The sequence below is a fragment of the Pseudomonas sp. UTLPPB19802 genome (assembly GCF_059730225.1).
The window spans coordinates 3,750,428-3,772,094 of sequence record NZ_AP048545.1 but is presented as its reverse complement, the minus strand read 5'-3'; the positions used below and the strand labels follow the sequence as shown (position 1 = coordinate 3,772,094).

The following is a 21,667-nucleotide window of genomic DNA, read 5'->3' as shown; positions in this document are numbered from 1 at the left end:
TTTACTCCGGGAATGTCTGGCCAATGTTAATGAGCTGCCGCTGCCGAAGCGTCGGGATCCCTGTTGCTCACTCGCATCAGCAGGGTCATCAGGAAACCGGCCACCAGCAGCGCGCTGAGGAACAGCAAGCCATTGGCCGCGCTTTGGCTATTGCCCTTGACCATACCGATCAGCGACGGGCCGACGAAACCGCCAAGGTTGCCGACCGAGTTGATCACGGCAATGGAGACAGCGGCGGTGGTGCGGTCGAGGAACAGCGTGGGCAAGGCCCAGAACGGCGACTTGAAGCTGTACAAGCCGGACAATGCCACACAGATCATCGCCATCGCCACATAGGGGTTGTGCAGCAGGCCTGCACCGACCAGGCCGAGCGCGGCAACGAACAGCGGAATCGCCGAGTGCAGCTTGCGTTCGTTGCGCCTGTCGGAACTTCGCGACCAGAGGATCATCGAGGCGGTGGCGATGATGTAGGGCAGCATGGCCAGCAGGCCGATCTGGGTGTGGCTCAACGAAGCGGAGAAGCCCTTGATGATCTGCGGCATCCAATAGCCGATGCCGAGGCTGCCGCACTGGTAGACGAAATAGATGAACGCCAGGTACAGCACCTTGGGGTTGCCCATGGTCTTGAGCACGCCAAGACTCTTGACGTTCTTACGACTCTGGCGGTCGCGTTCCAGCTCCGCGAGCAGCCACTCGCGTTCCTCGGGCTTGAGCCACTTGGCCTGCTGCGGCTTGTCGGTGAGAAAGAAGAAACAGACAATGCCGAGAAACACCGCGGGGATGCCTTCGAGGAACAGCATCCAGCGCCAGCCGCTCCAGTCCAGCCAACTGATGTTGTCCATGATCCAGGTGCTCATGGGCGCACCGATGATGTAGCTGACCGGAATTGCCGCGGTGAACAGCGCCACGGTGGTGGCCAGCTCCTTGGAGCGGAACCAGTAGGTCAGGTAGACAATGATGCCGGGGAAGAAGCCGGCTTCGGCGATGCCGAGAAGAAAGCGCAACACATAGAGTTGATTGGCCGTCTGGGCGAACGCGGTCAGTGCGGCGATGCAGCCCCAGGTCACCAGGATCCGGGCGATCCACACCCGGGCGCCGAACTTGTTCAGCATGACGTTGCTGGGCACTTCGAAGAGGAAGTAGCCGATGAAGAAAATGCCCGAGATGAAGCCGAAGGCCTCGCTGGACAATGCCAGTTCCTTGTTCATCTGCAAGGCGGCATAACCGATGTTGGCCCGGTCGAGATAAGAGACGATGTAGAGCAGGAAAACGAAAGGAATGATGCGCAACGTGACCTTGCGGACAATGGCGCTTTCATCAGGCTTATTGTTGTTCATGGTGACCTCTCTGGAGGCAGGCGGATGCCTGCCTCCGTCATTGCATTAGTGTAAAGCCAAACGCGCTCAGGCCGAGAAGACCATGCATACCGGGCTACCGGTGCCGACCGAGAAACCGGTCTTGCGCAGGCTGCCGGTGTGCGGGTCCACGGTCAGAGAGACGATGGTGTCGCTGTCTTCGTTGAGCGCGAACAGGAAACGGCCATTGGGGGCCAGGGTGAAGAAGCGCGGGGTCTTGCCAGCCGTTGGCGCGAACTCCACCGGGCTCAACATCCCGCTGCCCTCATCGATGGCGAATACCGCGACGCTGTCGTAGCCACGGTTGGAGGCATAGAGAAAACGCCCGCTGCGGTCGACCTCGATCTCCGAGGCGCGGCTATTGCCGGTGAAGGTCGCCGGGACCGACGGCACGATCTGCAGGGCCGTCAGCCCGCCGCCATGGGCATCGAAGCGGTAGGTGGTGACGGTGGAATCCAACTCGTTGACCACATAGGCGAACGCCGCCTTGGGATGCAGGGCCAAGTGCCGTGGCCCCGCCCCTTCACGGGCGGTGACGAAGGGTTGTTCGGCAGGCAGCAGCTTGCCGTGGTCGAAGCGGAAGCTGAACACCCGGTCCAGGCCCTTGTCCGGGACCAGCACGAACTGGCCGGAATGATCGAACAGGTTGAAATGCGGCTTGGCGAACGGCTGCTCGACCCGGTGCGGGCCCAGCGGGCCTTCCAGCTTGAGCAACTGGTTGAGCGTGCCGAGCGAACCATCTTCGGCGACGTTCATCACCGCCAGGCTGCCGCTGATGTGGTTGGATACCACCAGGAAGCGCTCGCTCGGGTCCAGCGCCAGGTGCACCGGATTCTTGCCCTCGCAGCTCTGGCGGTTGATGAAGGTCAGGTGACCGCTGGCCTTGTCGACACTGAAGGCACTGACATCGCTCAGGTCGCCATGGACCGTGTACAAGCGGTCGCCGGCCTTGTTCAGGGCCAGGAACGATGGGTTGACCAGGTCCTTGACGACCTGGACAAGGGACAGCGAGCCCTCCTCCTGGTCGACCTTGTAGACACTGATGCCCTCACCACGGGCATTGCGCTCGCGGGTGGTCCGTGACCCGACATAGGCGTACATAGGGGTAGTTCTCCGAGTAACGGGTTGATGATTGAGACGCTCGGCGGCCTGGGCGAGGCCGGCAGGCAGCAGTGAGCCAAGCGCCGAAACGCCGGCGAGCGTGGCTATCTGCTGAAGCAGTTGTCGACGGGTTGCCCCGTCCGGGGGAGTGGCTGAAACCTGAATGGCGGGCTCGGGCAGGCCCACGCCGTGTTCATCGCCGTGCATAGTTGCGCTTCCTTATTATTGTTGATCGCAATACCCGGCCCTTGGTGGGGCCGGTTTTCCAACTCAGTGACGGGTGCGCCGTACCACCTTGCGGATCACGAACGGCAGCACCCCGCCGTTGACCAGGTAGCGAACCTCCTGCGCGGAATCGATCCGCACGCCCAGCTCCATGTCCTGCGTGGTGCCATCGGCACGATGAATCAGCAGGCTGACGAGGTTTTCGCCGACATCGAGTTCATCCAGGCCAAGAAAGTCGAAACGCTCATCGCCCTGCAACTGCAGATCGTCAACTGACTGACCAGCCCTGAACTGCAAAGGGATGACGCCCATGCCTATGAGGTTGCTGCGGTGGATACGCTCGATACTCTGCGCCACTACCGCCTTGACCCCCAGCAACGCCTGGGCCTTGGCGGCCCAGTCGCGACTGGAGCCGGCGCCGTAGTTGATCCCGGCGAACACCACCATCGGTGTGTGCCGTGCGGCGTAGCTCTTGGCCGCCTCGTACAGCGGCAGGCATTCGCTGTGGTCGGCATTCCAGGCCCAGGCACCGAGACCGGGTTGCCTGTCGCCGAGCAGGCGGTTCTTCACCGCCTTGTTGGTGAACGCCCCCCGCAACATCACTTCGTGGTTGCTGCGCCGGGTCGAATACTGGTTGAGGTCGCGCGGGTCCTCGCCATGCTCCAGCAGCCACTGCCCGGCCAGGCTGTCGGCGGGGATGGAATAGGCCGGCGAGATATGGTCGGTGGTGACGTTGTCGCCCAGCACCATCAACGTGCGTGCGCCACTGATGGCTAGGCTGGTTTTCGGCTCGGCCGGGATGTCCGCCAGGTATTGAGGGCGCCGCAGATAGGTCGAACCCGGACTCCAGGGAAACTGGACGCTGCCTTCGGCCGACAGCGACTGCCAGTGGTGGGTACCGTCCCAGACCTTCACCAGACGCTGCTGGAAGAACACCGGTTTGACCACTTTCGCCACCTCGGCGGCAATGTCCGCATCTGATGGCATCAGGTCACGCAGGTACACCGGCTGGCCGTCGCGGTCCTCGGCCAGCGCCTGGGATTCAAGGTCGATATCGATACTGCCGGCGATGGCATAGGCCACGCACAGCGCCGGCGATGCCAGGTAGCCGGCCGGCACCTTGGGGTTCACCCGGCCTTCGAAGTTGCGGTTGCCGGAAAGTACCACCACTCCTTTCAAACCCTGGTCGGCGAACTGCTCGACATGTTCTTCAAGCGAACCGGAGTTGCCGATGCAGGTCATGCAACCAAAGCCGGCCAGCTCGAAGCCCAGGGCAGCAAAGTCGGCCAGCAGGTCGGCTTCCTGAAGATAGTCGGCCACCACCCGCGAGCCGGGCGACAACGACGTCTTCACCCAGGGCTTGCGATTGAGGCCCAACTGGCGCGCCTTGCGGGCCAACAGGCCGGCCTGGATCATCTGCGCCGGGTTGGCGGTGTTGGTGCAACTGGTGATCGCACTGATCACCACCGCGCCATGGGTGATGGGCTGGCCGAAGGACGGTTCGTAGAATCGCTGCTCGGCCGGTGCGTTGATCAGCTTGCCGACGCCCAGCACTTCCTCCCGGAACGAGGCGGCGGCATTCGAGAGTTTCTGTCGCTGATGGGGCTGGTGCGGGCCGGCAACGCTGACCTCGATACTGGCCAGGTCGAGCTCGATGAGTTCGTCGAACTGCGGCTCGGCCTGCTCGTCGCGGCGCCACAGCGGCTGGGCGCTCATGTAGCTGATGACCTTGCTGCACAGCCCTGGCGAGCGGCCGCTCAATTCCAGGTAGGACAGAGTCTCGTTGTCGAACGGGAAAAACACCACGGTGGCGCCGTACTCCGGTGCCATGTTCGACACGGTGCCGCGGGCGGCCCAGCTCAACGCGGACAGGCCAGGGCCGGTGAACTCGACGAACTTGCCGACCACCGAGCGCTGGCGCAGGATCTCGGCCACATGCAGCGACAGGTCGGTGGCCGTGACACCGGGGCGCAGGGCATTGGTCACGCGGATGCCGATGACTTTCGGAAAACTGATCGGCACCGGCTCGCCAACCATCGCCGCCTGCCCTTCCAGGCCGCCGACGCCCCAGCCGAGCACGCCGATGGCGTTGATCATCGGTGTATGGCTGTCGGTGGCAACCATGTCGTCCGGGTGCAGCAGGCGCTGGCCGTCCTCGGTGCGGCTTTCCCAGACCACCTGGGCCAGCGCCTCCATGTTCATCTGGTGGATGATGCCGGTACCCGGCGGGATCACGCCGAAATTATCCAGGCTCTTCTGCGCCCACTTGATGAAGCGATAACGCTCGCTGTTGCGGCGAAAGTCGATGTCGAGGTTCTGCTCCACAGCGTCGGCCTCGGCGTAACGTTCGACGATCACCGAATGGTCGATGGTCAGCACCGCCGGAATCAGCGGGTTCATCGCCTGAGGGTCGCCGCCAAGCTCGGCGACCACGTCGCGCATGCCGGCAAAGTCGGCCAGGGCCGGCAGGCAGGTGGTGTCGTGGAACATCAGGCGGTTGGGCTGGAACGGCACTTCGCAATCCGGGCCCTGGCCGATGGCTCGGGCCAGCACCGAAGGCAGCGCCTCGGGCGAGCAGCGCGCGACGTTCTCCAGCAGGATACGGATCGAGTAAGGCAGTTTCGACAGTTGTGCGGGCGACAGCATCCTGTTCAGGTCAACATAGGCGAACAGCTGGTCATCGACCGTCAGATGATTGATCAGGTCGCGGGCAGTCTCGGTCATGCTCATTTCGCTCAGGCTTTTATAGGGGTCGCGGGGTCTGGGGCCGCCGCTGATGAGCCAATGCTAGGAGCAATGCCGGTCGCTGAAAATTGATCAATTGCCACAGCAGCGTTCGCCGATGGAGAACGCTGGAGAATCGACCTCAGGTCAGTCGCAGTTGATCGATCAGGGTTTTCAGGGTCGGTGAGGCCGTGTCGTACTTCCTGAACGCCAGCAGCAGCGACCGCTGTGCCCAAGGCTCGTCGAGGCCCACCGCCTTGAGCTTGTGGCTGCGCAGGTACTGGTTGACCACGCTGCGCGGCAGTACCGCCAGGCCAAGTCCGTTGGAGACCATGCGGCACATGCAGTCGAAGCTGCTGATGCGAATCCTCAGCTTGAGCGCCATGCCCAGTTTCTCCGCCTCGCTGGTCAGCAGCGTGTGCATCGAGCTTTCCAGGTGTGGGCCGACGAACTCATGCTCGAGCACTTCCTCGAAACGGATCGACTTGCGCGTGGCCAGGGCGTGCCCGGCCGGCACCACCAAGGCCAGTTCATCGTGACGATAGGGGCAGGTCTCCAGGCCCTGGGCGGAGGTCTGCACGGCGATGATGCCGAGGTCGGCGCGGCCATCGGCGACCGCACGGATCACTGCCGAACCGACCCGCTCCTCGATGTCGAACTTGATCTGCGGATACAGCGCGACGAACCGCGCGACATCGCCCGGCAGGAACTGCGACAGCGCCGAGGTGATGGCATGAATGCGGATATGGCCCTTGACCCCGGCGGCGTAGTCACCGAGTTCGTGGTCCAGCTGTTCGATGGTCTGCTTCACCTGTCGGGCGTAATACAGCAGCGACTGCCCAGCCGGCGTCAGGTCGACACCGCGGGCATTGCGGATCAGCAGCGGCGAGCCGACCTGGGCTTCCAGCTCGGTGATGCGCTTGCTGATGGCCGATACCGCCAGGTGCTTGATCCGGCCGGCCCGGGTCAGGTTGCGCTCCTCGGCCACGGTGATGAACAGATCCAGGCTGGTAATGTCGTATCGCACCTGTGGAAACCTCGCCGAGTGAGTGTGCGCGGTTTTTTCTCACACCTCACCGGATTGGGAAAGGATTTCCTCGATACGGATCTCAGAAATACTTGAGCCAGGTCATATCCCGTCGCCGCTGCTTGAGCCGGGCGAACCAGCGTGTCGGGAAGAACAGGGCGACGCACAACAGCACACTCAGCAGCCAGATACTGGACAGTTGGCTGAAGGCATAGACCTCGCCCTCGGTCGCACCCCAGATGGCAAATGCCGGCACATACATCGCCTTAAGCACATACAGGTGCAACAGGTAGAAGAACATTGGCGCCCCGCCATACAGCGCCAGGATGCCCACCACCTTGTGCTGCTGCAGGCGCTCGAACAGCGCCAGCAGCAACAGGCCGACGCCGAGGGTCGGCAACAGGAACATCAGCGACGGCGGGTACTTCCTGGCACTCAGGAAACTCATGACCGTGCGCAGGCTATCGCCGGTATGTACCCAAGGCGCGTCGCCGTAGACATTCAGGTAGCGGATCAGCACGAACGCCAGCAACAGGCCGCCGCCGAGCTTCAGCAGGCGTGCGCGCCGCATGGTCGATTCGACACTGCTGGCAAACCACGGCCCGAGGCTCCAGCCGAGCAGGATCACGCCAATCCACGGCAGCACCGGATAGGTGGTGCGGGCGCGGGTGTATTCGGTGAGCTGGATGAAGACCTTCTGGTGCAGCACCGACCACGGGATGAAGAACGGCGAATCGGGCCCCAGCACCACGCCATCGAGCAGGTTATGCCCGCCGACGATCAGCACACCGAGCAGCACCAGCCAGGCGCGGCGCAGGTGTAGCAGGCCGGCCAGCACAATCATGCAGATACCAATGCACCAGATTACCTGCAACCACAGGGTTTTCGGCGGGAACTCGCCGTTCCAGGCGAAGCAGACCAGGGTCAGTTCCAGCAACACCAGGAACACCCCGCGCTTGAGCAGGAAGACCGACGTGTCGCGGGCACTGTGTTTCTGGCTGTAGAGAAACGCCGACAGGCCGGTGAGAAAGATGAACACCGGTGCGCAGAGGGTCGCGAGCAGGCGGGTGAAGAACAGGTCCGGCGCGACGGTCAGGGCATCGATCGGATCGCTGACCTGGCGGTGCATGAAAAAAGTTTCACGAACATGATCGACCACCATGCACAGCATGACAAAGCCACGCAGGGCATCGATGGCACAAAGACGAAGGTTGGCACCGGCCGACGGAGCGAGCGGCCCGGAAGTGGACGTCATGGCGATAGCTTACGGAGAGGAATGAGGCGGCAGAATCTAATTTCGATACGATATAACATCAACAAAAGAAACATCTTGAAACGTTTGTTCCGGGGGTTTCCCGCAACTGGCCCGGATATCGACCGCTTTCCCCTCCTCCTCTGTTGTCGGAAGTCCCTGCAATAAAGCCCCTAAATTCGACACTTCTTGCTATCTTGTGCGCCGATTTAATAGCCAGCTATGCATTTTCTCTATTAGCCGCCACTTTCATATTCACTTTTCTTTGCACGAGACAGGTTCCTCATGTCCGATCCCATTCATCTCAAGGATCACGAGACCGAAAAACGCCTGGTCAACAAGCGCCTGATCGCCTGCGGGCTGCTGGTGCTGGGCCTAGCCTGCGCCCTGGTCGGCCGCCTGTATTTTCTCCAGGTCGTCGAGTTCGACTACAACTCCACCGTGTCGGAAAACAACCGCGTCCATGTCCTGCCGATCCCACCGGAACGCGGGATCATTTTCGACCGCAACGGCGAAGTGCTCGCCGACAACCAGCCCAGCTTCAACATGACCCTCACCCGCGAGCGCGCTGGCGATGTCAGCCAGGTGCTGGAAACAGTGATGAGCGTGCTCAACCTGCCGGAAGAAGACCGCACGGTGTTCGCCAAGGCACTCAAGCAGTCGCGCCATCCGTTCGAACCGGTGACCCTGCTCTACGAATTGACCGAACAGCAGATCGCCCTGCTGGCCGTGAACGAATTCAAGCTGCCGGGGATCGAGGTCGAGCCGCAGTTCGTCCGCCATTATCCTCTGGGCGATCACTTCGCCCACTCGGTGGGGTATGTCGGGCGGATCAACGAGAAGGAAATCAAGCAGCTCGACCCGGTCGAATACCGCGGCACCCAGTCCATCGGCAAGACCGGTATCGAGCGTTTCTACGAAAACGAACTGCACGGCCACGTCGGCTATGAAGAGGTCGAGACCAACGCCCAGGGCCGGGTCATGCGGGTGCTCAGGCACACCGATCCGATTCCCGGCAAGAACATCGTCCTGAGCCTGGACATCAAGTTGCAGGAAGCCGCCGAGAATGCCCTGGGCGACCGCCGTGGCTCGGTGGTGGCGATCGATCCGAAGACCGGCGAAGTGCTGGCGATGGTCAGCAAGCCGAGCTTCGATCCCAACCTGTTCGTCACCGGCATTCGCGCCAAGGACTATTCGGCCCTGCGCGACTCCATCGACCGTCCGCTGTTCAACCGGGCCCTGCGCGGCCTCTATGCGCCGGGCTCGACGATCAAGCCGGAAGTGGCCATCGCCGGCCTCGACAGCGGCGTGATCTCACCGACCACGCGGGTGTTCGATCCGGGCTATTTCCAACTGCCGAACGTCGACCACAAGTACCGTAACTGGAACCACAGCGGTGACGGCTGGGTCGACCTCAACGCCGCAATCATGCGCTCCAACGACACCTACTTCTACGACCTGGCCAACAAGCTGGGCATCGACCGCCTGCACGACTACCTGAACAAGTTCGGCATCGGCCAGAAAGTCTCCCTGGACATGTTCGAGGAATCCGCCGGGCTGATGCCATCACGCGAGTGGAAACGCGCAACCCGCCGCCAGGCCTGGTTCCCGGGGGAAACGGTGATCCTGGGGATCGGCCAGGGCTACATGCAGGTCACCCCGTTGCAACTGGCCCAGGCCACCACGTTGATCGCCAACAAGGGCGTGTGGAATCGCCCGCACCTGGCCAGGACCATCGGCCAGGTGCCGCCGGTGGACCAGAACCCGATTCCGAACCTGGTCCTGCGCGATTCCAGGGAATGGGAACAGGTCAACTACGCCATGCAACTGGTGATGCACGCCCCCCGTGGTATCGCCCGGGCGGCGGCGCAGGGTGCGCAATACCGGATCGCCGGCAAGAGCGGTACCGCACAGGTGGTGGCAATCAAGCAGGGCGAGCGCTACGACCGCCTCAAGACCGCCGAGCGTCACCGCGACAACGCCCTGTTCGTCGGCTTCGCCCCGGCGGAAGACCCGCAGATCGTGATATCGGTGATGATCGAAAACGGCGAGGCCGGCGGCCGCGTCGCCGGCCCGGTAGTCCGCGAAATCCTCGACGCCTGGCTGCTGGACAAGGATGGCAAGCTCAAGCCGCAGTATGCGCATCCACTCAAGGTGCACGAGGATCCGAAGGTCTGATCCTGCGAGTCCGTCCTGCCGCTCCATTTGCCGGTTCTGGCCAGTGGAGCGGTAAATCCACACCGGCAATTGAAGAGTTCCCTTAATCTTGAAGGAAATCTCTCACAGCAAATCGTCCATTCCGTCTTATTCCATATTAAAAACGACAGAATTTGACGAAGTTGTATCCTCCTGACAAAACACCTATAAAGAAAAATCCCACAAAAAGAAAACCTCGAGTGGCAGCACGTTCACCCGGACGCTATAGATAGTGTCACCACCACTCAGGACGCCGCCATATGAAAGCCTGCACCGCTTATCGCGCAGGAAATCTGGCCCTGCTATTCATCAAGGAACAGTTCAAAGAACCCATAGCGCTCTTCTGGATCATCATTTCCCCCTGCGCGGCCTTTTACCTGCTGGCTCTTTCCAAGGGAGAAAGCCTTGCCTTTTCCGATGACTATATCCAGCGCACCGCCTGGTTCTACGCCTACATCGCCTCGAATGTCGCCCTGTTCGGTTTTTCCTTCTACATCATTGGTCGTCGGGAGAGCGGATTCATCCGTTCATTCGTCTACAACCATGAGTCGAGGCTGGTTTTCCTCATTGCCCAGAACCTGGCCTACCTGGCCATCGCCGCCATTTACTGCGCAGCCTTCTATCTGAGCACGCGCCTGCCTTTCGAACGCTATTCAATCCGGGAATTCGCTTTCATCCTGATAAACTTCCAGATCAGTTATTTGTTCTTCTGCTCACTCGGAGTTTTGTTAACGCTATTGCCCATCAATTTCCAGAATGCCAATACCCTGTTATCGGCGCTGTCGCTGGCCATGCTGGTACTTGGCCTGTCACGCGGTGTTTCCGATAACTTCATTCTTGAAGCGCTCAACACCAGCAACCCCTTGTGGCATGCCTCGCAATTGATGGCACTGGGGTTCAACCAGCAATACGGGCGGGTGCTACTGTCTGTTTTCCTGTTTACCGTCAACATGGCAATCAGCGTCAGGCTGTTTCGCATCAATCCTGTATGGAGCCGGTACTGATGACTTCCTTGCAAGCCAATCGCCTCTCCTTCAACTATGGCGACAAAATCATTTTCGAAGAGGCTTCGCTCACCGCACAGGCCGGAATGATTACCGGACTGCTTGGCTCGAACGGATCAGGAAAGACGACGTTTTTCGACATCCTGTGCAAGCTGAGAAAACCTGCCCAGGGCGAAGTGATCAATGCTTTTCCCAAACAGCTCTATCTTTCACAAATCCTGACGACCCCACCTGCCCTGCGCATGTTCGATATTTTCAGGATGACCACCTTACTGTGTTCGCCGACGCCGATCTCCCAGGCACAGGTGTTGAGTAGGCTGTCGTCATGGAGCCCGCAGATCACCGAGCGCTACAAGGAAATCTGGAAGAAGAAATCATCGCTGTGCAGCTACGGTGAAAAACGCTGGTTCTTCACTCTTTCGCTGCTGTCGATCGAGGCCGACTTCATCATCCTCGATGAACCAACGGCCGGGGTGGATCCCGAGTTCCGGCACTACATCTGGCAGTGCCTGCACGGCGCCGCACAGAGCGGCAAGGCGATTCTGGTTTCATCGCATAACGTCGAGGAAATCGCCGAACACTGCGACTGTTTCTACATGATCAGCCAAAAACGCTTCAGGCGCTTCGCCGACGGGCAGTCGTTTCGAAACACCTTCAATTCCCGTTCGCTCGATGAGGCGTTCATCAACGCCGCGGCTTGCTGAACACCAGGCCCTGTCATTGGGTAAACCCGAGCGGATAAAACACCAACCACTGGCTGCGATATTTCATTTGGAAAAGCAGCCTGGACAAGACATCGTTGGCGCCGACTGCCCTTTGAGCCCGAACTCATTGAAACGCAGTACCACTGCTGGGCGACCTCTCGCCCAGGGTCCTACCGTGAGCCACCTATGCCCGCACGACTCCAGCAACTGACCGCCCTCCTGTTGTATGCCCTGCTCAACGGCCCAATGACCGCCTACGCCGCGAATGACGACACGGACGCCATCAAGATGCCCCCAGCCTCCATGAACGAGCGGGTACTCAATGTTCCCGGCGATAGCGAGCGACCTGTGGTCCTGCAGTTGACCGTGCTGACACCCAAGGGACCTGGTCCGTTTCCACTGGCGGTGATGAACCACGGCTCCGATGGCGACAAAAAGCCAAGGGATAACCCGCGCTACCACCTCAGTTTCTCCGCCTACTATTTTCTTTCCCGTGGTTATGCCGTGGCCATGCCGATGATGCGCGGTTTTGCCGGCTCGGGAGGACAACTCGAGCACCACGGTTGCGACTTCATATCGACCGGTCTCAACAATGCCAGGGATATTCGCGCCGTCATCGAGTACATGACGGCCCAGCCCTACATCGATGCTCGACACATCGTTGTCGCGGGCCAGAGTTTTGGTGGTTTCAACACCCTGGCGCTCGGCACGCTCGGTATCCCCAACGTCAAGGGCCTGATCAACTTTGCAGGCGGTCTCAAGGAATCCGACTGCCCGACGTCGGAACGCAGCATGGCCGCGGCGGCCGCCTACGACGGCGAACATACGCGTATTCCGTCCATCTGGTTTTATGGCAGCAATGACAAGGTGTTCGCCGAGCCGACCTGGCGCACCGAGTATGCCCGGTACACTGCAGCGGGGGGCGCGGCCCAATTGGTGGCATACGGCGATTTCATGCAGGACTCGCACAACCTGCTGGGTTTTCCCGAGGGTCTGGCAATCTGGGCGGCGAAAGTGGATGCCTTTCTGGCTCGAGTGGGGCTGCCTGACCAAGTGCAGCACCCCGAGTACCTGCCGGTGCCGTCTCCAATGCCCACCCACTATGCCGCGATCGACGATGTCGGCGCCGTACCTTATCTCAACGATCGCAGTCGAAAATCCTATCAGCAGTTCCTGACGCGACTACCTCCCCGCGTGTTTCTCATCGCGGGAGATGGCACTACGCTCGCAACGAACGGCGGTTTTGATCCGTTGGGCAGGGGGCTCGCAGAATGCCGGAATGTCGGCCGCAATTGCCGGCCTTACGCCGTGGACAATGACGTGGTCTGGGTCAAGCCGGTCCAGGCGCCCCCTCCCACGCACTTTGCGGCACTGGAGGATGCGACGGCGGTTCCCTATCTCAGCGTCGCCGCCCAAGACGGCTATCGAAAGTTCCTGGCGCTCAAGAAACCGCGCGCCTTTGCCATTGCCCCCGATGGCGCATGGTCAGCTTCGGCTGGGGGTAACGAACCCCTGCAGACGGCCTTGGACCAATGTGCAAAGGCCCATCGCGACTGCCGCCCCTACGCCGTCAATGATGACGTCGTCTGGTCCGAACAGTGAGCGCTGCGTGGGGTTAGGCGGTGGTACCACGCCGATAGAACGCCAGCACCCCACCCAGGGTCATCAGCAGCCCGCCGGTGACCCGGTTGAAAGCACGCAGGTGCCCGCCCTGCAGGCGACTCAACAACCGCGCGCCACACAGCGCGTAGAACAGCATGATGCTGACATTGAGCAAGGTCAGTACCGCCGCGAGTGCCGCATACTGCGGTAGCTGCGGCTGGGTGCTGTCAATGAACTGCGGCAGGAAGGCCGACATGAACAGCAACGCCTTGGGGTTGGTCAGCGCCACCACGAAACAGCGCACGAACAGGCCGGCGCTGCGACTGGAACCCTGCTGCACCGGCAGTTCGGCCAGGGTTCCGCTCGAACGCAGCATTTTCCAGCCGAGCCATACCAGGTAGGCCGCTCCCACCCACTTCACCGCCTGGAACAGCGTTTCGCTGGCCTGCAGCAGAATGCCCAGGCCACAGGCCACCGCCGTGACCAGCACCGCATCGGCCAGCACCGCGCCACCCATGCCCCAGGCCGCCGCCCGGACGCCGTGGTTGGAACCGTTGTGCAGGGCCAGCAGCACGGTGGGGCCCGGCATGGCGATGATCGCCGCCGCACTGATCAGGAACAGAAGCAACGTTGCCAGCGTCATAGATGAAGGTCGCCTTGAAGATGAAAATTGAGCGCCATTCTGCGGCTTGGCCCCCTGCCCTTCAACCAGCCTGTCGTTTGTGCTGGACGGGGCTAAGATGTTTCGTGATAAAACAGAGGGACAACTGAAGCGTTTCAGCGACCTTCCAACAGACAGGGAATTGCCCCATGACCGATCAGAAGCTGCTCGACTCACTGTTTCCCGCCGCCGCGGACATTCCGGAAAAATACCGCCTCGATGGCCAACTGGAACAACGCGATTACCTGGTCAACGGCGCCCTGCGCACCTGGAATGGCCCCCTGGCGCAAGTACGCAGCCCGGTCTACCTGGCCGGTGCCAATGGCGACGAACAGGTGATCCTCGGCAGCACGCCGTTGCTGGACGCCGAAACCGCCCTCACCGCCCTCGACGCGGCAGTGCGCGCCTACGACCGCGGCCAGGGCCAATGGCCAACCATGCGGGTGGCCGAGCGTATCCAGCATGTCGAAGCCTTCCTTCGGCGCATGCGCGAACAGCGCGAAGCGGTGGTCAAGCTGCTGATGTGGGAAATCGGCAAGAACCTCAAGGACTCGGAAAAGGAGTTCGACCGCACCTGCGACTACATCGTCGACACCATCAATGCCCTCAAGGAACTCGACCGCCGCTCCAGCCGCTTCGAACTGGAGCAGGACACCCTCGGCCAGATCCGCCGGGCACCGATGGGCGTGGCACTGTGCATGGGCCCCTACAACTACCCGCTGAACGAGACCTTCACCACGCTGATCCCGGCGCTGATCATGGGCAACACCGTGGTGTTCAAGCCGGCCAAGCTCGGCGTGCTGCTGATCCGGCCGCTGCTGGAAGCGTTCCGCGACAGCTTCCCGGCCGGGGTGATCAACGTGATCTACGGCAGCGGGCGGGAAACCGTCAGCGCGCTGATGGCCAGCGGCAAGATCGATATCTTCGCCTTCATCGGCACCAACAAGGCCGCCAGCGACCTGAAGAAACTGCACCCGCGCCCTCACCGTCTGCGCGCGGCCCTGGGCCTGGATGCGAAGAACCCTGGGATCGTGCTGCCCCAGGTCGACCTCGACAACGCAGTCAACGAGTCGGTGACCGGTGCGCTGTCGTTCAACGGCCAGCGCTGCACCGCCCTGAAGATCCTGTTCGTCCATGAGGACGTGGTCGACAGCTTCATCGAGAAATTCAACCGCAAGGTCCAGAGCCTGTTGCCCGGCATGCCCTGGGACAACGGCGTGGCGCTGACGCCACTGCCGGAAGCGAGCAAGGTCGACTACCTGGGTGGCCTGGTGGCCGATGCCGTCGCCAAGGGCGCGCGGGTGGTCAACCCCGGCGGCGGGCAGACTCGCGCGTCGTTCTTCTACCCGGCGGTGCTGTACCCGGTGAACGCGCAGATGCGTGTGTACCAGGAAGAACAGTTCGGCCCGGTGGTGCCGATCGTGCCCTATCGCGACCTGGAAACGGTGATCGACTACGTTCTGGAGTCGGACTTTGGCCAACAGCTGAGTATTTTCGGCACAAACTCGGCCGAGGTCGGGCGGCTGGTGGACACCTTCGCCAACCAGGTCGGCCGGATCAACATCAATGCCCAGTGCCAGCGCGGCCCGGACACCTATCCGTTCAACGGGCGCAAGAACTCCGCCGAGGGTACCCTCTCGGTCCACGACGCCTTGCGGGTGTTCTCGATTCGTACGCTGGTGGCGACCAAGTTCCAGGAGAGCAACAAGACGCTGGTCAGCGACATCATCCGCAACCGCGAATCGAGTTTCCTGACCACCGACTACATTTTCTGACTCAAAAAACCAGATACACCGCCAGCAGCACCAGCGACACCACCAGGATGGCTTCCCCGAACAGTTCGAGGGAGCCCTCCCGCTCCGGGCCATAGCTCCAGCCGACACTCGACTGGCGCGAGGCCCAGCCCTGCCTCCGCCGCTTGTCGAAATGCCCCAGCGCCCAGATGGCGGCCCCGATGGCGCCGAACTCGAGGGCGATGATCAGGAAAAATGTCATACCTTTGTCCCTTGCAGCTCGGATAATCAAGGTATTAGGGCACTGCCGGGGAAAAACGTTCGTCGCACCACAGCCTTTTTTTACCTGGCGACCTGCTGTCTTCCCATCCTCCCGCCCGCACTGTTCTATCATTACCTACTGGCTCCTGTGGCCGCCGCTCTCGCCTATTTTCATAAGAAACTCATGCCACGTATCGACCTTCGCCGACTGATCCTGCTGCTCTCGCTTGCCGTGGTCACGCTGACCGCCGGCAACCTGTTCTTCGCCAGCTACCAGACCCAGCGCAACTTCCTCATGGCGCAGACCCTGGAGGCCAACCGGATCTACGCGGTAAAGCTGGCCAGCTCCACCGACGACTTTCTCAAGTCGACCCAGCAGCAACTGGCCTTCAGCGCCAACCTGCTCCCGGCGATCTGGGACCAGCCGGATCCATTGTGGCAAGAGGTGCATCGCCTGCGTCGGCAGACCAACAGTTTCAACTCGGTGATCGTCGTGCGGGCCGATGGCAGGATCATCGCCGCATCGCCCATGTCGATGAACCTGCTGGGAACCACCGCCACCAGCGACGGCTTTCGCCAGGCCATTACGGCGCGCCAACCCAATATTTCCAGCCCCTACATCGGTGCCAGCAAACACCTGATGATCCAGATCACCCACCCGATCTTCGATGACCAGGGCACCTACCTGGGCTACCTGGGAGCCGGGATCTACCTCAACGAACCGAACATCCTGCATTCGCTGTTGGGCGAGCATTACTATCGCGACGGCTCCTACCTCTATGTGGTCGACACCAAGGGGCAACTGATCTACCACCAGGACCCGCAGCGGATCGGCGAGGTGATCAAGGGCAATCCGGCGATCGATGCGGTGATCGCCGGCACGACCGGCAGCCAGCGCCTGAACAACTCCAAGGGCGTCGACATGCTGACCGGATTTGCGCCGGTGCCCCGTATCGGCTGGGGCGTGATCAGTCAGCGACCCACCGATATCACCCTTGAGGGCCTGAAACGGCTGATGCTGGAGGTGGCAGGCTACGCCGTACCGCTGTCGCTGCTGTCGCTACTGGCGATCTGGTGGCTGTCCTCGCTGATCACCCGCCCGCTCTGGCAACTGGCCAACTCGACCGAACACTGGGGCTCCTCGAGCGCCGCGCAGTCGGTCAGCAAGATCAGGGCCTGGTACTACGAAGCGGCACAATTGAAGCACGCGATGCAGAAGGCGTTGATGTCCCTGCACCAGCAACTGGGCCGGCTCAACCTGGAAAATGTCACCGACTCGCTGACCGGCCTGACCAACCGACGCGGCCTGCAACTGATCCTCGAGGACTGGGAGAACCACCACCAGCCATTCTCGCTGCTGGCCCTGGACATCGACCACTTCAAGCAGGTCAACGACAGCTACGGGCACAACGCCGGCGACCTGGTGCTGCAGCACCTGGCCCAGCAGATGCGCCGCCACTCGCGGGAAAGCGATGTGCTCTGCCGCCAGGGCGGCGAAGAATTCCTCATGCTGTTGCCCGGCACTCCTCTGGGCCAGGCACTGCAGGTTGCCGAGCGACTGCGGGCGGCCATGGCCTACACCGAAAGCCCGAATGGCATTCCGGTCACCGTGTCGCTGGGTGTCACCGACTGGCCGCGAGACGGCCAGACCGTCGCCCAGGCCCTCAAGGAAGCCGACCTGGCGCTGTACCGGGCCAAGGGCAAGGGGCGCAATCGCGTCGAACCAGTGCCGCCAACCGCCACGACCGAGTAGACTGCGCGCTACCGACAGACATCGGGCCAGCGCCTGCGGGCCCGCCTTTCCGGATTTGAACACCCGACGACTTCGGGGATTTACTGCGAGATTTTCCGCCAGCATGACTTTCAACTTCGACACCCTGCTCGACCGCCGCAACACCGGCAGCACCAAGTGGAGCCGCTACCCCGCCGATGTCCTGCCCATGTGGGTGGCGGACATGGACCTGCCGGTGGCCAGCGAGATCACCCAGGCCCTGCACCAGCGCCTCGAACACCCGCAACTGGGCTACAGCGTGGCCCAGGATGCGCTGCGCGAGGCGATCGTCGTCGATCTTTGGAACAAGTACGCCTGGCGGATCGAGCCCCAGGATCTGGTGTTCCTGCCGGGCGTCGAACCAGGCTTCAACATGGCCCTGCGCGCCTTCGTCCAGCCGGGCCGCAACGTCGTGGTGCAGACCCCGAACTACCGCCCGCTGCGCCTGGCACCGGGGAACTGGGACCTGCCGAAAGTCGAGCTGCCGTTCGAACGTGATGCGCGGGGCGACTACGTCACCCCACTGGCCGCCCTGCGCGATGCGCTGCAGGAAGGTGGTGCACTGCTGCTGAGCAACCCGCACAACCCGCTGGGCAAGGTCTTCCCCCGTGAAGAATTGCAGCAAGTCGCCGAGGCCTGCCTGGAGCGCGGTGCGCTGATCATCTCCGACGAGATCCATGCCGACCTCTGCTATGACGGCCGCCGCCATGTGCCGACCGCGTCCCTGAGCCCGGAGATCGCCAAGCGCACCATCACCCTGATGTCGGCGAGCAAGGCCTACAACATCGCCGGCCTGAAGACCGCCTACGCAATCATCCAGGACCCGCTGGTACGCGAGCGCTTCAACGCTGCCCGTGGAGGCATGGTCGACAGCGTCAACGCCCTCGGCCTGGAAGCCACGCTGACCGCCTACCGCGAGTGCGGGCCTTGGCTGAAGGGGCTGGTGGAATACCTGCAGGCTAACCGCGACTACCTGCAGCACGCGGTACAGACCCGCCTGCCGGGCGTGGTCATGCAACCGGCCCAGGGCACCTACCTGGCCTGGCTCGACTGCACGGCGCTGGGCTTGGAAGATCCGTACCAGTTCTTCCTCGACAAGGCCAGGGTCGGGCTGAGCGCGGGCGTCGAATTCGCCGATGATGCCCGGCAGTTCGTCCGCCTGAACTTCGGCTGCCCGCGGTCATTGCTGGAGGAAGGGATCAGCCGGATGGAAAACAGCCTGCGCCAGCGCTGAAAGCCCGAGCTCGCACAAGAGCAGTGGGAGCCGGCTTGCTGGCGATAGCGGAGTGTCAGTCAGCAAAGATTCAGGCTGACCGATCACAATCGCCAGCAAGCCGGCTAGAGTGCCAGACCCACTACCCTGTCCCGCTTGACGAATGCAGGATCAGAACTCGTCGGCAACCGACTCGAGAATCTTGCCCATCAGGTACACGGTGGTCCGTGCCACCTGCTTCACCGCTTCCTTCTCCTCATCGGTGACCACCCAGCGATCGATCGCCGCGTTGACCTCTTCCGAGTGCTTGGCATCGATGATCGCGTGGGCGACGAAGAAGGTCATCTGCTTGTCGGTCAGCTTCAGGCTGTTCTTGCAGATGTCCATCATCGGCTCGAGGTGTTCGTAGGAATCTTCGGCCCAGAAGCTGTAGCCCAGGCGCGGGATGATGCCGCGGCAGACCGAGACATAGTCCAGGTAGCCATAGAACGCCTCGGTGGCCGGCAGCATCGGCTTTTCGAATTCGGCCGGGTCGACGCCAATGGCGATCAGGTCGTTGTAGGCCATGTTTTCGTGGCCCAATTCCTCCAGCGCATGCTTCATGGCGAAACGCAGCAGGCCGACCTTCTTGTGGTCCTGGTTCCAGCAGGCCACCGCCTGGTTGATCGCGTTGTTCTTGGTGTAGTGGTACACCTGCACGATCGACTTGATGTACAGCTCTCGCTGCAGATCGGGGCGTTTCATCATCTGAAAGAAACGCCCGGCCTTGATCTTGTCCCATTCGGCGTCGCAAACAGCCTTCAACTCGGTACGAAACTCAGTCATTTCACTCTTTCCCTGGTGGTTTTATGAATCGCTTATGACATTGCTTGTTTATCTGGATTACAGGCGCAACACGGACTTGATGATGTACATGAACTTCGAGAAGAACCCGACTCCCTCGATGGTGTCCCAATGTTCCATCAGCACACCGTTCTCTACCCGATAGATATCGATTACCTTGTAATTCACGGTAAAGAACCGATGCTTGGCCCAATGGGTGGCATAGAGAAAGACATAGTCGCCTTCGGCACACACTTGCTTGATATGGGTACCGGATTGCGGAAAGGTCTTGAAGAACTGTTCGAAGTACTTCTTGAAGCCTTCACGACGTGGCGGAATGAACACGTTATTGTGTTGCACATAGTCTTCGGCAATCAATGTATCGGCCACCGCCAGTTCACGCTTGGCGAACATGCGTTCATAGAACTCGATAACCACGGCCTTGTTCTTGGCTTCCATCTGACATCAACCTCGTTATTGTCGTTTTATTATCTTTTTCAGACCGCCAGGACCTGGCGGGTGGCACGGGCGGCCAGGGTATGGCGCATCAGCGCGTCGATATCCTTGAGGTCAGCCGGGCACTGCTCCAGGCCGAAGTAGGTGGTCACCGAAGGCATCAGCTCACCCTTGTACAAGGCGTAGTAGTGGTCGCCACGCGCCGGGATCTGGAACAGGATGCCGTCCTGGTCGAACACCGAGCTGTCGAATTTCGGCGCCAGGCGCGGCTTCACGTAGGTGATGAAAGTCTTGTAGCCACCCAGCAGTGCCACCAGCGAGGCGCCGGTCATGGCCAGGGCGGTGACCACGTTCTTCACCGGCGCATGCTTGTCGACGATCAGTCGCGACAGCTCGACGCACTCGCGCTCATAACCGGGGCCGGAGAACTGCAGCAGGCGCTGGTGATCGATGTACTCGCCGGATTCATGGGGAAACGGTGTAATACGCTGGGTGCCAATAATCTCGCCGTCGTAGTAACAGGCGAAGACATAAGAGCGGGAGTCGTACTCATCAAGACAGATGGTTTCATCGACCGAGTCGCCGAACAGCGTTCGGTAATACACCTTGCGCTGCCCGTACAAGCGATAACGGGCTCGCGACAACTCGAAAAACTGTTCAGGCGTTACAACTTGCCGGACCTTGACCTTGTCGGACTGACAGTGTTCCTGCAGAACAGAATCATAGAAAGCATGAATCGCCGCACCAGCCGAATCATCTTGCACCAACTGCATGGTGGCGAACGGTAATACTGCTTTGTTACTTCCGTATGACGACATGAGACGCTCCTTTATTATTATGTTTCGTATTATTTCTCTCAACCAGACGCACGACACAGAACCCATGATTCAACTCACGAGTTCACCTCTTACATTTCAATATCTTTCAAAAGCCCCCAGGCAGGAGCCGGCTTGCTGGCGATGAACGCCAACAGGCAATAACCGATAGACAGGCAACTGCGCCGAAACAGCCGACTCCCCAGCCGGCTGCCAGACGCTACATCGTGTTCAGAGTTGTTCGAGAGCCGAACGAATCAGCTCGGCACGCTCACCCAGCACTTGCGGGTTGGCCATGGGAATGTTCCCGTGGGCGAGGTCGAAACCATCGCCGACGAAGCGTGCAATGACGTGCAGGTGGGCATGGCCGACAGTCTGTCCGGCTACGACGCCATCGCACAGCAACAGGTTGATGCCCTCGCAAACCTGGCCATCAAGCTGCAGCCCACTGTTGCGCAAGGCACTCGCCACGCGCTGGGCGACCACCATCACGTGGCCTGCGGTTTGCGGAGGAATTTCGCCCAGGCCGCTGGCATGGGCCTTGGGTATCACCAGCACATGACCGGGCGTGATCGGCTGGATGGACAGAAAGGCCAGGCACTGTTCGTCTTCATGGACGATGCTCGCAGGTGCCTGCTTGGCGACGATTGCACAGAAAATGCAGTTCACGGATTAGCTCCTTCTAATTGTTATGGGCAGGCCCGATGAATGCTCTTGCTCCGGGCTTGCTACAGGCTGAATTCCC

18 protein-coding genes are annotated in these 21,667 nt (G+C 61.1%); 7 read left to right on the top strand and 11 right to left on the bottom strand.

What is annotated here, in order from left to right; all coding sequences use genetic code 11:
* Positions 1–26: 26 nt before the first annotated feature.
* The 5 genes from AC6I6U_RS16800 to AC6I6U_RS16780 all read right to left on the bottom strand — a co-directional run bounded on the left by AC6I6U_RS16800 (position 27) and on the right by AC6I6U_RS16780 (position 7,687).
* Positions 27–1,337, bottom strand: a complete 1,311-nt coding sequence (locus tag AC6I6U_RS16800) for an MFS transporter (RefSeq protein ID WP_497877170.1) — start codon at positions 1,335–1,337, stop codon at positions 27–29.
* A gap of 66 nt (positions 1,338–1,403) precedes the next feature.
* The gene (locus AC6I6U_RS16795) at positions 1,404–2,456 is read right to left on the bottom strand and encodes a lactonase family protein (RefSeq protein WP_497883047.1); all 1,053 of its coding nucleotides are present in this window, start codon (positions 2,454–2,456) and stop codon (positions 1,404–1,406) included.
* Positions 2,457–2,726: 270 nt separating this feature from the next.
* Complete coding sequence (gene acnA, locus AC6I6U_RS16790; protein WP_497877169.1) at positions 2,727–5,405, bottom strand: aconitate hydratase AcnA; 2,679 nt, start codon at positions 5,403–5,405, stop codon at positions 2,727–2,729.
* Positions 5,406–5,547: 142 nt separating this feature from the next.
* Positions 5,548–6,432, bottom strand: coding sequence for a LysR substrate-binding domain-containing protein (locus AC6I6U_RS16785; protein WP_497877168.1), 885 nt, complete (start codon positions 6,430–6,432; stop codon positions 5,548–5,550).
* Positions 6,433–6,514: 82 nt separating this feature from the next.
* A complete protein-coding gene (locus AC6I6U_RS16780; RefSeq protein ID WP_497877167.1) occupies positions 6,515–7,687 on the bottom strand; it encodes an acetyltransferase domain-containing protein in 1,173 nt (390 codons plus the stop codon).
* Positions 7,688–7,969: 282 nt separating this feature from the next.
* Here AC6I6U_RS16780 and mrdA point away from each other — a divergent pair, with 282 nt between their 5' ends.
* From mrdA to AC6I6U_RS16760, 4 genes are all read left to right on the top strand, one after another.
* Positions 7,970–9,862 carry a penicillin-binding protein 2 gene (mrdA, locus tag AC6I6U_RS16775; protein WP_497877166.1) on the top strand — a complete coding sequence of 631 codons (1,893 nt, stop codon included), beginning with the start codon at positions 7,970–7,972 and terminating at the stop codon, positions 9,860–9,862.
* Positions 9,863–10,140: 278 nt separating this feature from the next.
* A complete protein-coding gene (locus AC6I6U_RS16770) occupies positions 10,141–10,884 on the top strand; it encodes an ABC transporter permease (RefSeq protein WP_497877165.1) in 744 nt (247 codons plus the stop codon).
* A complete protein-coding gene (locus AC6I6U_RS16765; RefSeq protein ID WP_497877164.1) occupies positions 10,884–11,588 on the top strand; it encodes an ATP-binding cassette domain-containing protein in 705 nt (234 codons plus the stop codon). The genes AC6I6U_RS16770 and AC6I6U_RS16765 overlap by 1 nt, the downstream gene beginning before the upstream one ends.
* 186 nt (positions 11,589–11,774) lie before the next feature.
* A complete protein-coding gene (locus tag AC6I6U_RS16760; protein WP_497877163.1) occupies positions 11,775–13,190 on the top strand; it encodes an alpha/beta hydrolase family protein in 1,416 nt (471 codons plus the stop codon).
* A 13-nt stretch (positions 13,191–13,203) separates the two neighbouring features.
* Here the strand turns inward: AC6I6U_RS16760 and AC6I6U_RS16755 are convergent, their stop codons facing one another.
* A complete protein-coding gene (locus AC6I6U_RS16755; protein ID WP_497877162.1) occupies positions 13,204–13,833 on the bottom strand; it encodes a LysE family translocator in 630 nt (209 codons plus the stop codon).
* Positions 13,834–14,000: 167 nt separating this feature from the next.
* Between AC6I6U_RS16755 and AC6I6U_RS16750 the strand changes: the two genes are divergently transcribed.
* Positions 14,001–15,626: an NADP-dependent glyceraldehyde-3-phosphate dehydrogenase gene (locus AC6I6U_RS16750; protein ID WP_497877161.1), complete on the top strand. Its 1,626-nt coding sequence runs from the start codon at positions 14,001–14,003 to the stop codon at positions 15,624–15,626.
* A 1-nt stretch (position 15,627) separates the two neighbouring features.
* On the opposite strand, the gene AC6I6U_RS16745 is transcribed toward AC6I6U_RS16750, so the two are convergent.
* A complete protein-coding gene (locus AC6I6U_RS16745; RefSeq protein ID WP_497877160.1) occupies positions 15,628–15,846 on the bottom strand; it encodes a hypothetical protein in 219 nt (72 codons plus the stop codon).
* A gap of 183 nt (positions 15,847–16,029) precedes the next feature.
* Here AC6I6U_RS16745 and AC6I6U_RS16740 point away from each other — a divergent pair, with 183 nt between their 5' ends.
* Positions 16,030–17,598 (top strand): sensor domain-containing diguanylate cyclase, encoded by a 1,569-nt coding sequence (locus tag AC6I6U_RS16740; RefSeq protein ID WP_497877159.1) that lies wholly within the window; start codon positions 16,030–16,032, stop codon positions 17,596–17,598.
* A 103-nt stretch (positions 17,599–17,701) separates the two neighbouring features.
* Positions 17,702–18,850 (top strand): MalY/PatB family protein, encoded by a 1,149-nt coding sequence (locus AC6I6U_RS16735; protein ID WP_497877158.1) that lies wholly within the window; start codon positions 17,702–17,704, stop codon positions 18,848–18,850.
* Between the two features lie 150 nt (positions 18,851–19,000).
* Here AC6I6U_RS16735 and AC6I6U_RS16730 read toward each other — a convergent pair whose 3' ends face one another.
* The 4 genes from AC6I6U_RS16730 to AC6I6U_RS16715 form a co-directional block, all read right to left on the bottom strand.
* A complete protein-coding gene (locus AC6I6U_RS16730; RefSeq protein ID WP_497877157.1) occupies positions 19,001–19,654 on the bottom strand; it encodes an iron-containing redox enzyme family protein in 654 nt (217 codons plus the stop codon).
* A 57-nt stretch (positions 19,655–19,711) separates the two neighbouring features.
* On the bottom strand, positions 19,712–20,110 hold the full coding sequence (locus AC6I6U_RS16725; RefSeq protein WP_497877156.1) for a nuclear transport factor 2 family protein: 399 nt from the start codon (positions 20,108–20,110) through the stop codon (positions 19,712–19,714).
* Positions 20,111–20,148: 38 nt separating this feature from the next.
* Positions 20,149–20,925 (bottom strand): N-acyl amino acid synthase FeeM domain-containing protein, encoded by a 777-nt coding sequence (locus AC6I6U_RS16720; protein ID WP_497877155.1) that lies wholly within the window; start codon positions 20,923–20,925, stop codon positions 20,149–20,151.
* Positions 20,926–21,153: 228 nt separating this feature from the next.
* The gene (locus tag AC6I6U_RS16715; protein WP_497877154.1) at positions 21,154–21,591 is read right to left on the bottom strand and encodes an HIT family protein; all 438 of its coding nucleotides are present in this window, start codon (positions 21,589–21,591) and stop codon (positions 21,154–21,156) included.
* Positions 21,592–21,667: the final 76 nt, after the last annotated feature.

What these genes read in the sequence shown, in the direction of transcription:
- AC6I6U_RS16800 (WP_497877170.1), bottom strand. Translation starts at nt 1,337, where the DNA reads ATGAACAACAATAAGCCTGATGAAAGCGCCATTGTCCGCAAGGTCACG.
- AC6I6U_RS16795 (WP_497883047.1), bottom strand. Translation starts at nt 2,456, where the DNA reads ATGTACGCCTATGTCGGGTCACGGACCACCCGCGAGCGCAATGCCCGT.
- acnA (WP_497877169.1), bottom strand. Translation starts at nt 5,405, where the DNA reads ATGACCGAGACTGCCCGCGACCTGATCAATCATCTGACGGTCGATGAC.
- AC6I6U_RS16780 (WP_497877167.1), bottom strand. Translation starts at nt 7,687, where the DNA reads ATGACGTCCACTTCCGGGCCGCTCGCTCCGTCGGCCGGTGCCAACCTT.
- mrdA (WP_497877166.1), top strand. Translation starts at nt 7,970, where the DNA reads ATGTCCGATCCCATTCATCTCAAGGATCACGAGACCGAAAAACGCCTG.
- AC6I6U_RS16770 (WP_497877165.1), top strand. Translation starts at nt 10,141, where the DNA reads ATGAAAGCCTGCACCGCTTATCGCGCAGGAAATCTGGCCCTGCTATTC.
- AC6I6U_RS16765 (WP_497877164.1), top strand. Translation starts at nt 10,884, where the DNA reads ATGACTTCCTTGCAAGCCAATCGCCTCTCCTTCAACTATGGCGACAAA.
- AC6I6U_RS16760 (WP_497877163.1), top strand. Translation starts at nt 11,775, where the DNA reads ATGCCCGCACGACTCCAGCAACTGACCGCCCTCCTGTTGTATGCCCTG.
- AC6I6U_RS16755 (WP_497877162.1), bottom strand. Translation starts at nt 13,833, where the DNA reads ATGACGCTGGCAACGTTGCTTCTGTTCCTGATCAGTGCGGCGGCGATC.
- AC6I6U_RS16750 (WP_497877161.1), top strand. Translation starts at nt 14,001, where the DNA reads ATGACCGATCAGAAGCTGCTCGACTCACTGTTTCCCGCCGCCGCGGAC.
- AC6I6U_RS16745 (WP_497877160.1), bottom strand. Translation starts at nt 15,846, where the DNA reads ATGACATTTTTCCTGATCATCGCCCTCGAGTTCGGCGCCATCGGGGCC.
- AC6I6U_RS16740 (WP_497877159.1), top strand. Translation starts at nt 16,030, where the DNA reads ATGCCACGTATCGACCTTCGCCGACTGATCCTGCTGCTCTCGCTTGCC.
- AC6I6U_RS16735 (WP_497877158.1), top strand. Translation starts at nt 17,702, where the DNA reads ATGACTTTCAACTTCGACACCCTGCTCGACCGCCGCAACACCGGCAGC.
- AC6I6U_RS16730 (WP_497877157.1), bottom strand. Translation starts at nt 19,654, where the DNA reads ATGACTGAGTTTCGTACCGAGTTGAAGGCTGTTTGCGACGCCGAATGG.
- AC6I6U_RS16725 (WP_497877156.1), bottom strand. Translation starts at nt 20,110, where the DNA reads ATGGAAGCCAAGAACAAGGCCGTGGTTATCGAGTTCTATGAACGCATG.
- AC6I6U_RS16720 (WP_497877155.1), bottom strand. Translation starts at nt 20,925, where the DNA reads ATGTCGTCATACGGAAGTAACAAAGCAGTATTACCGTTCGCCACCATG.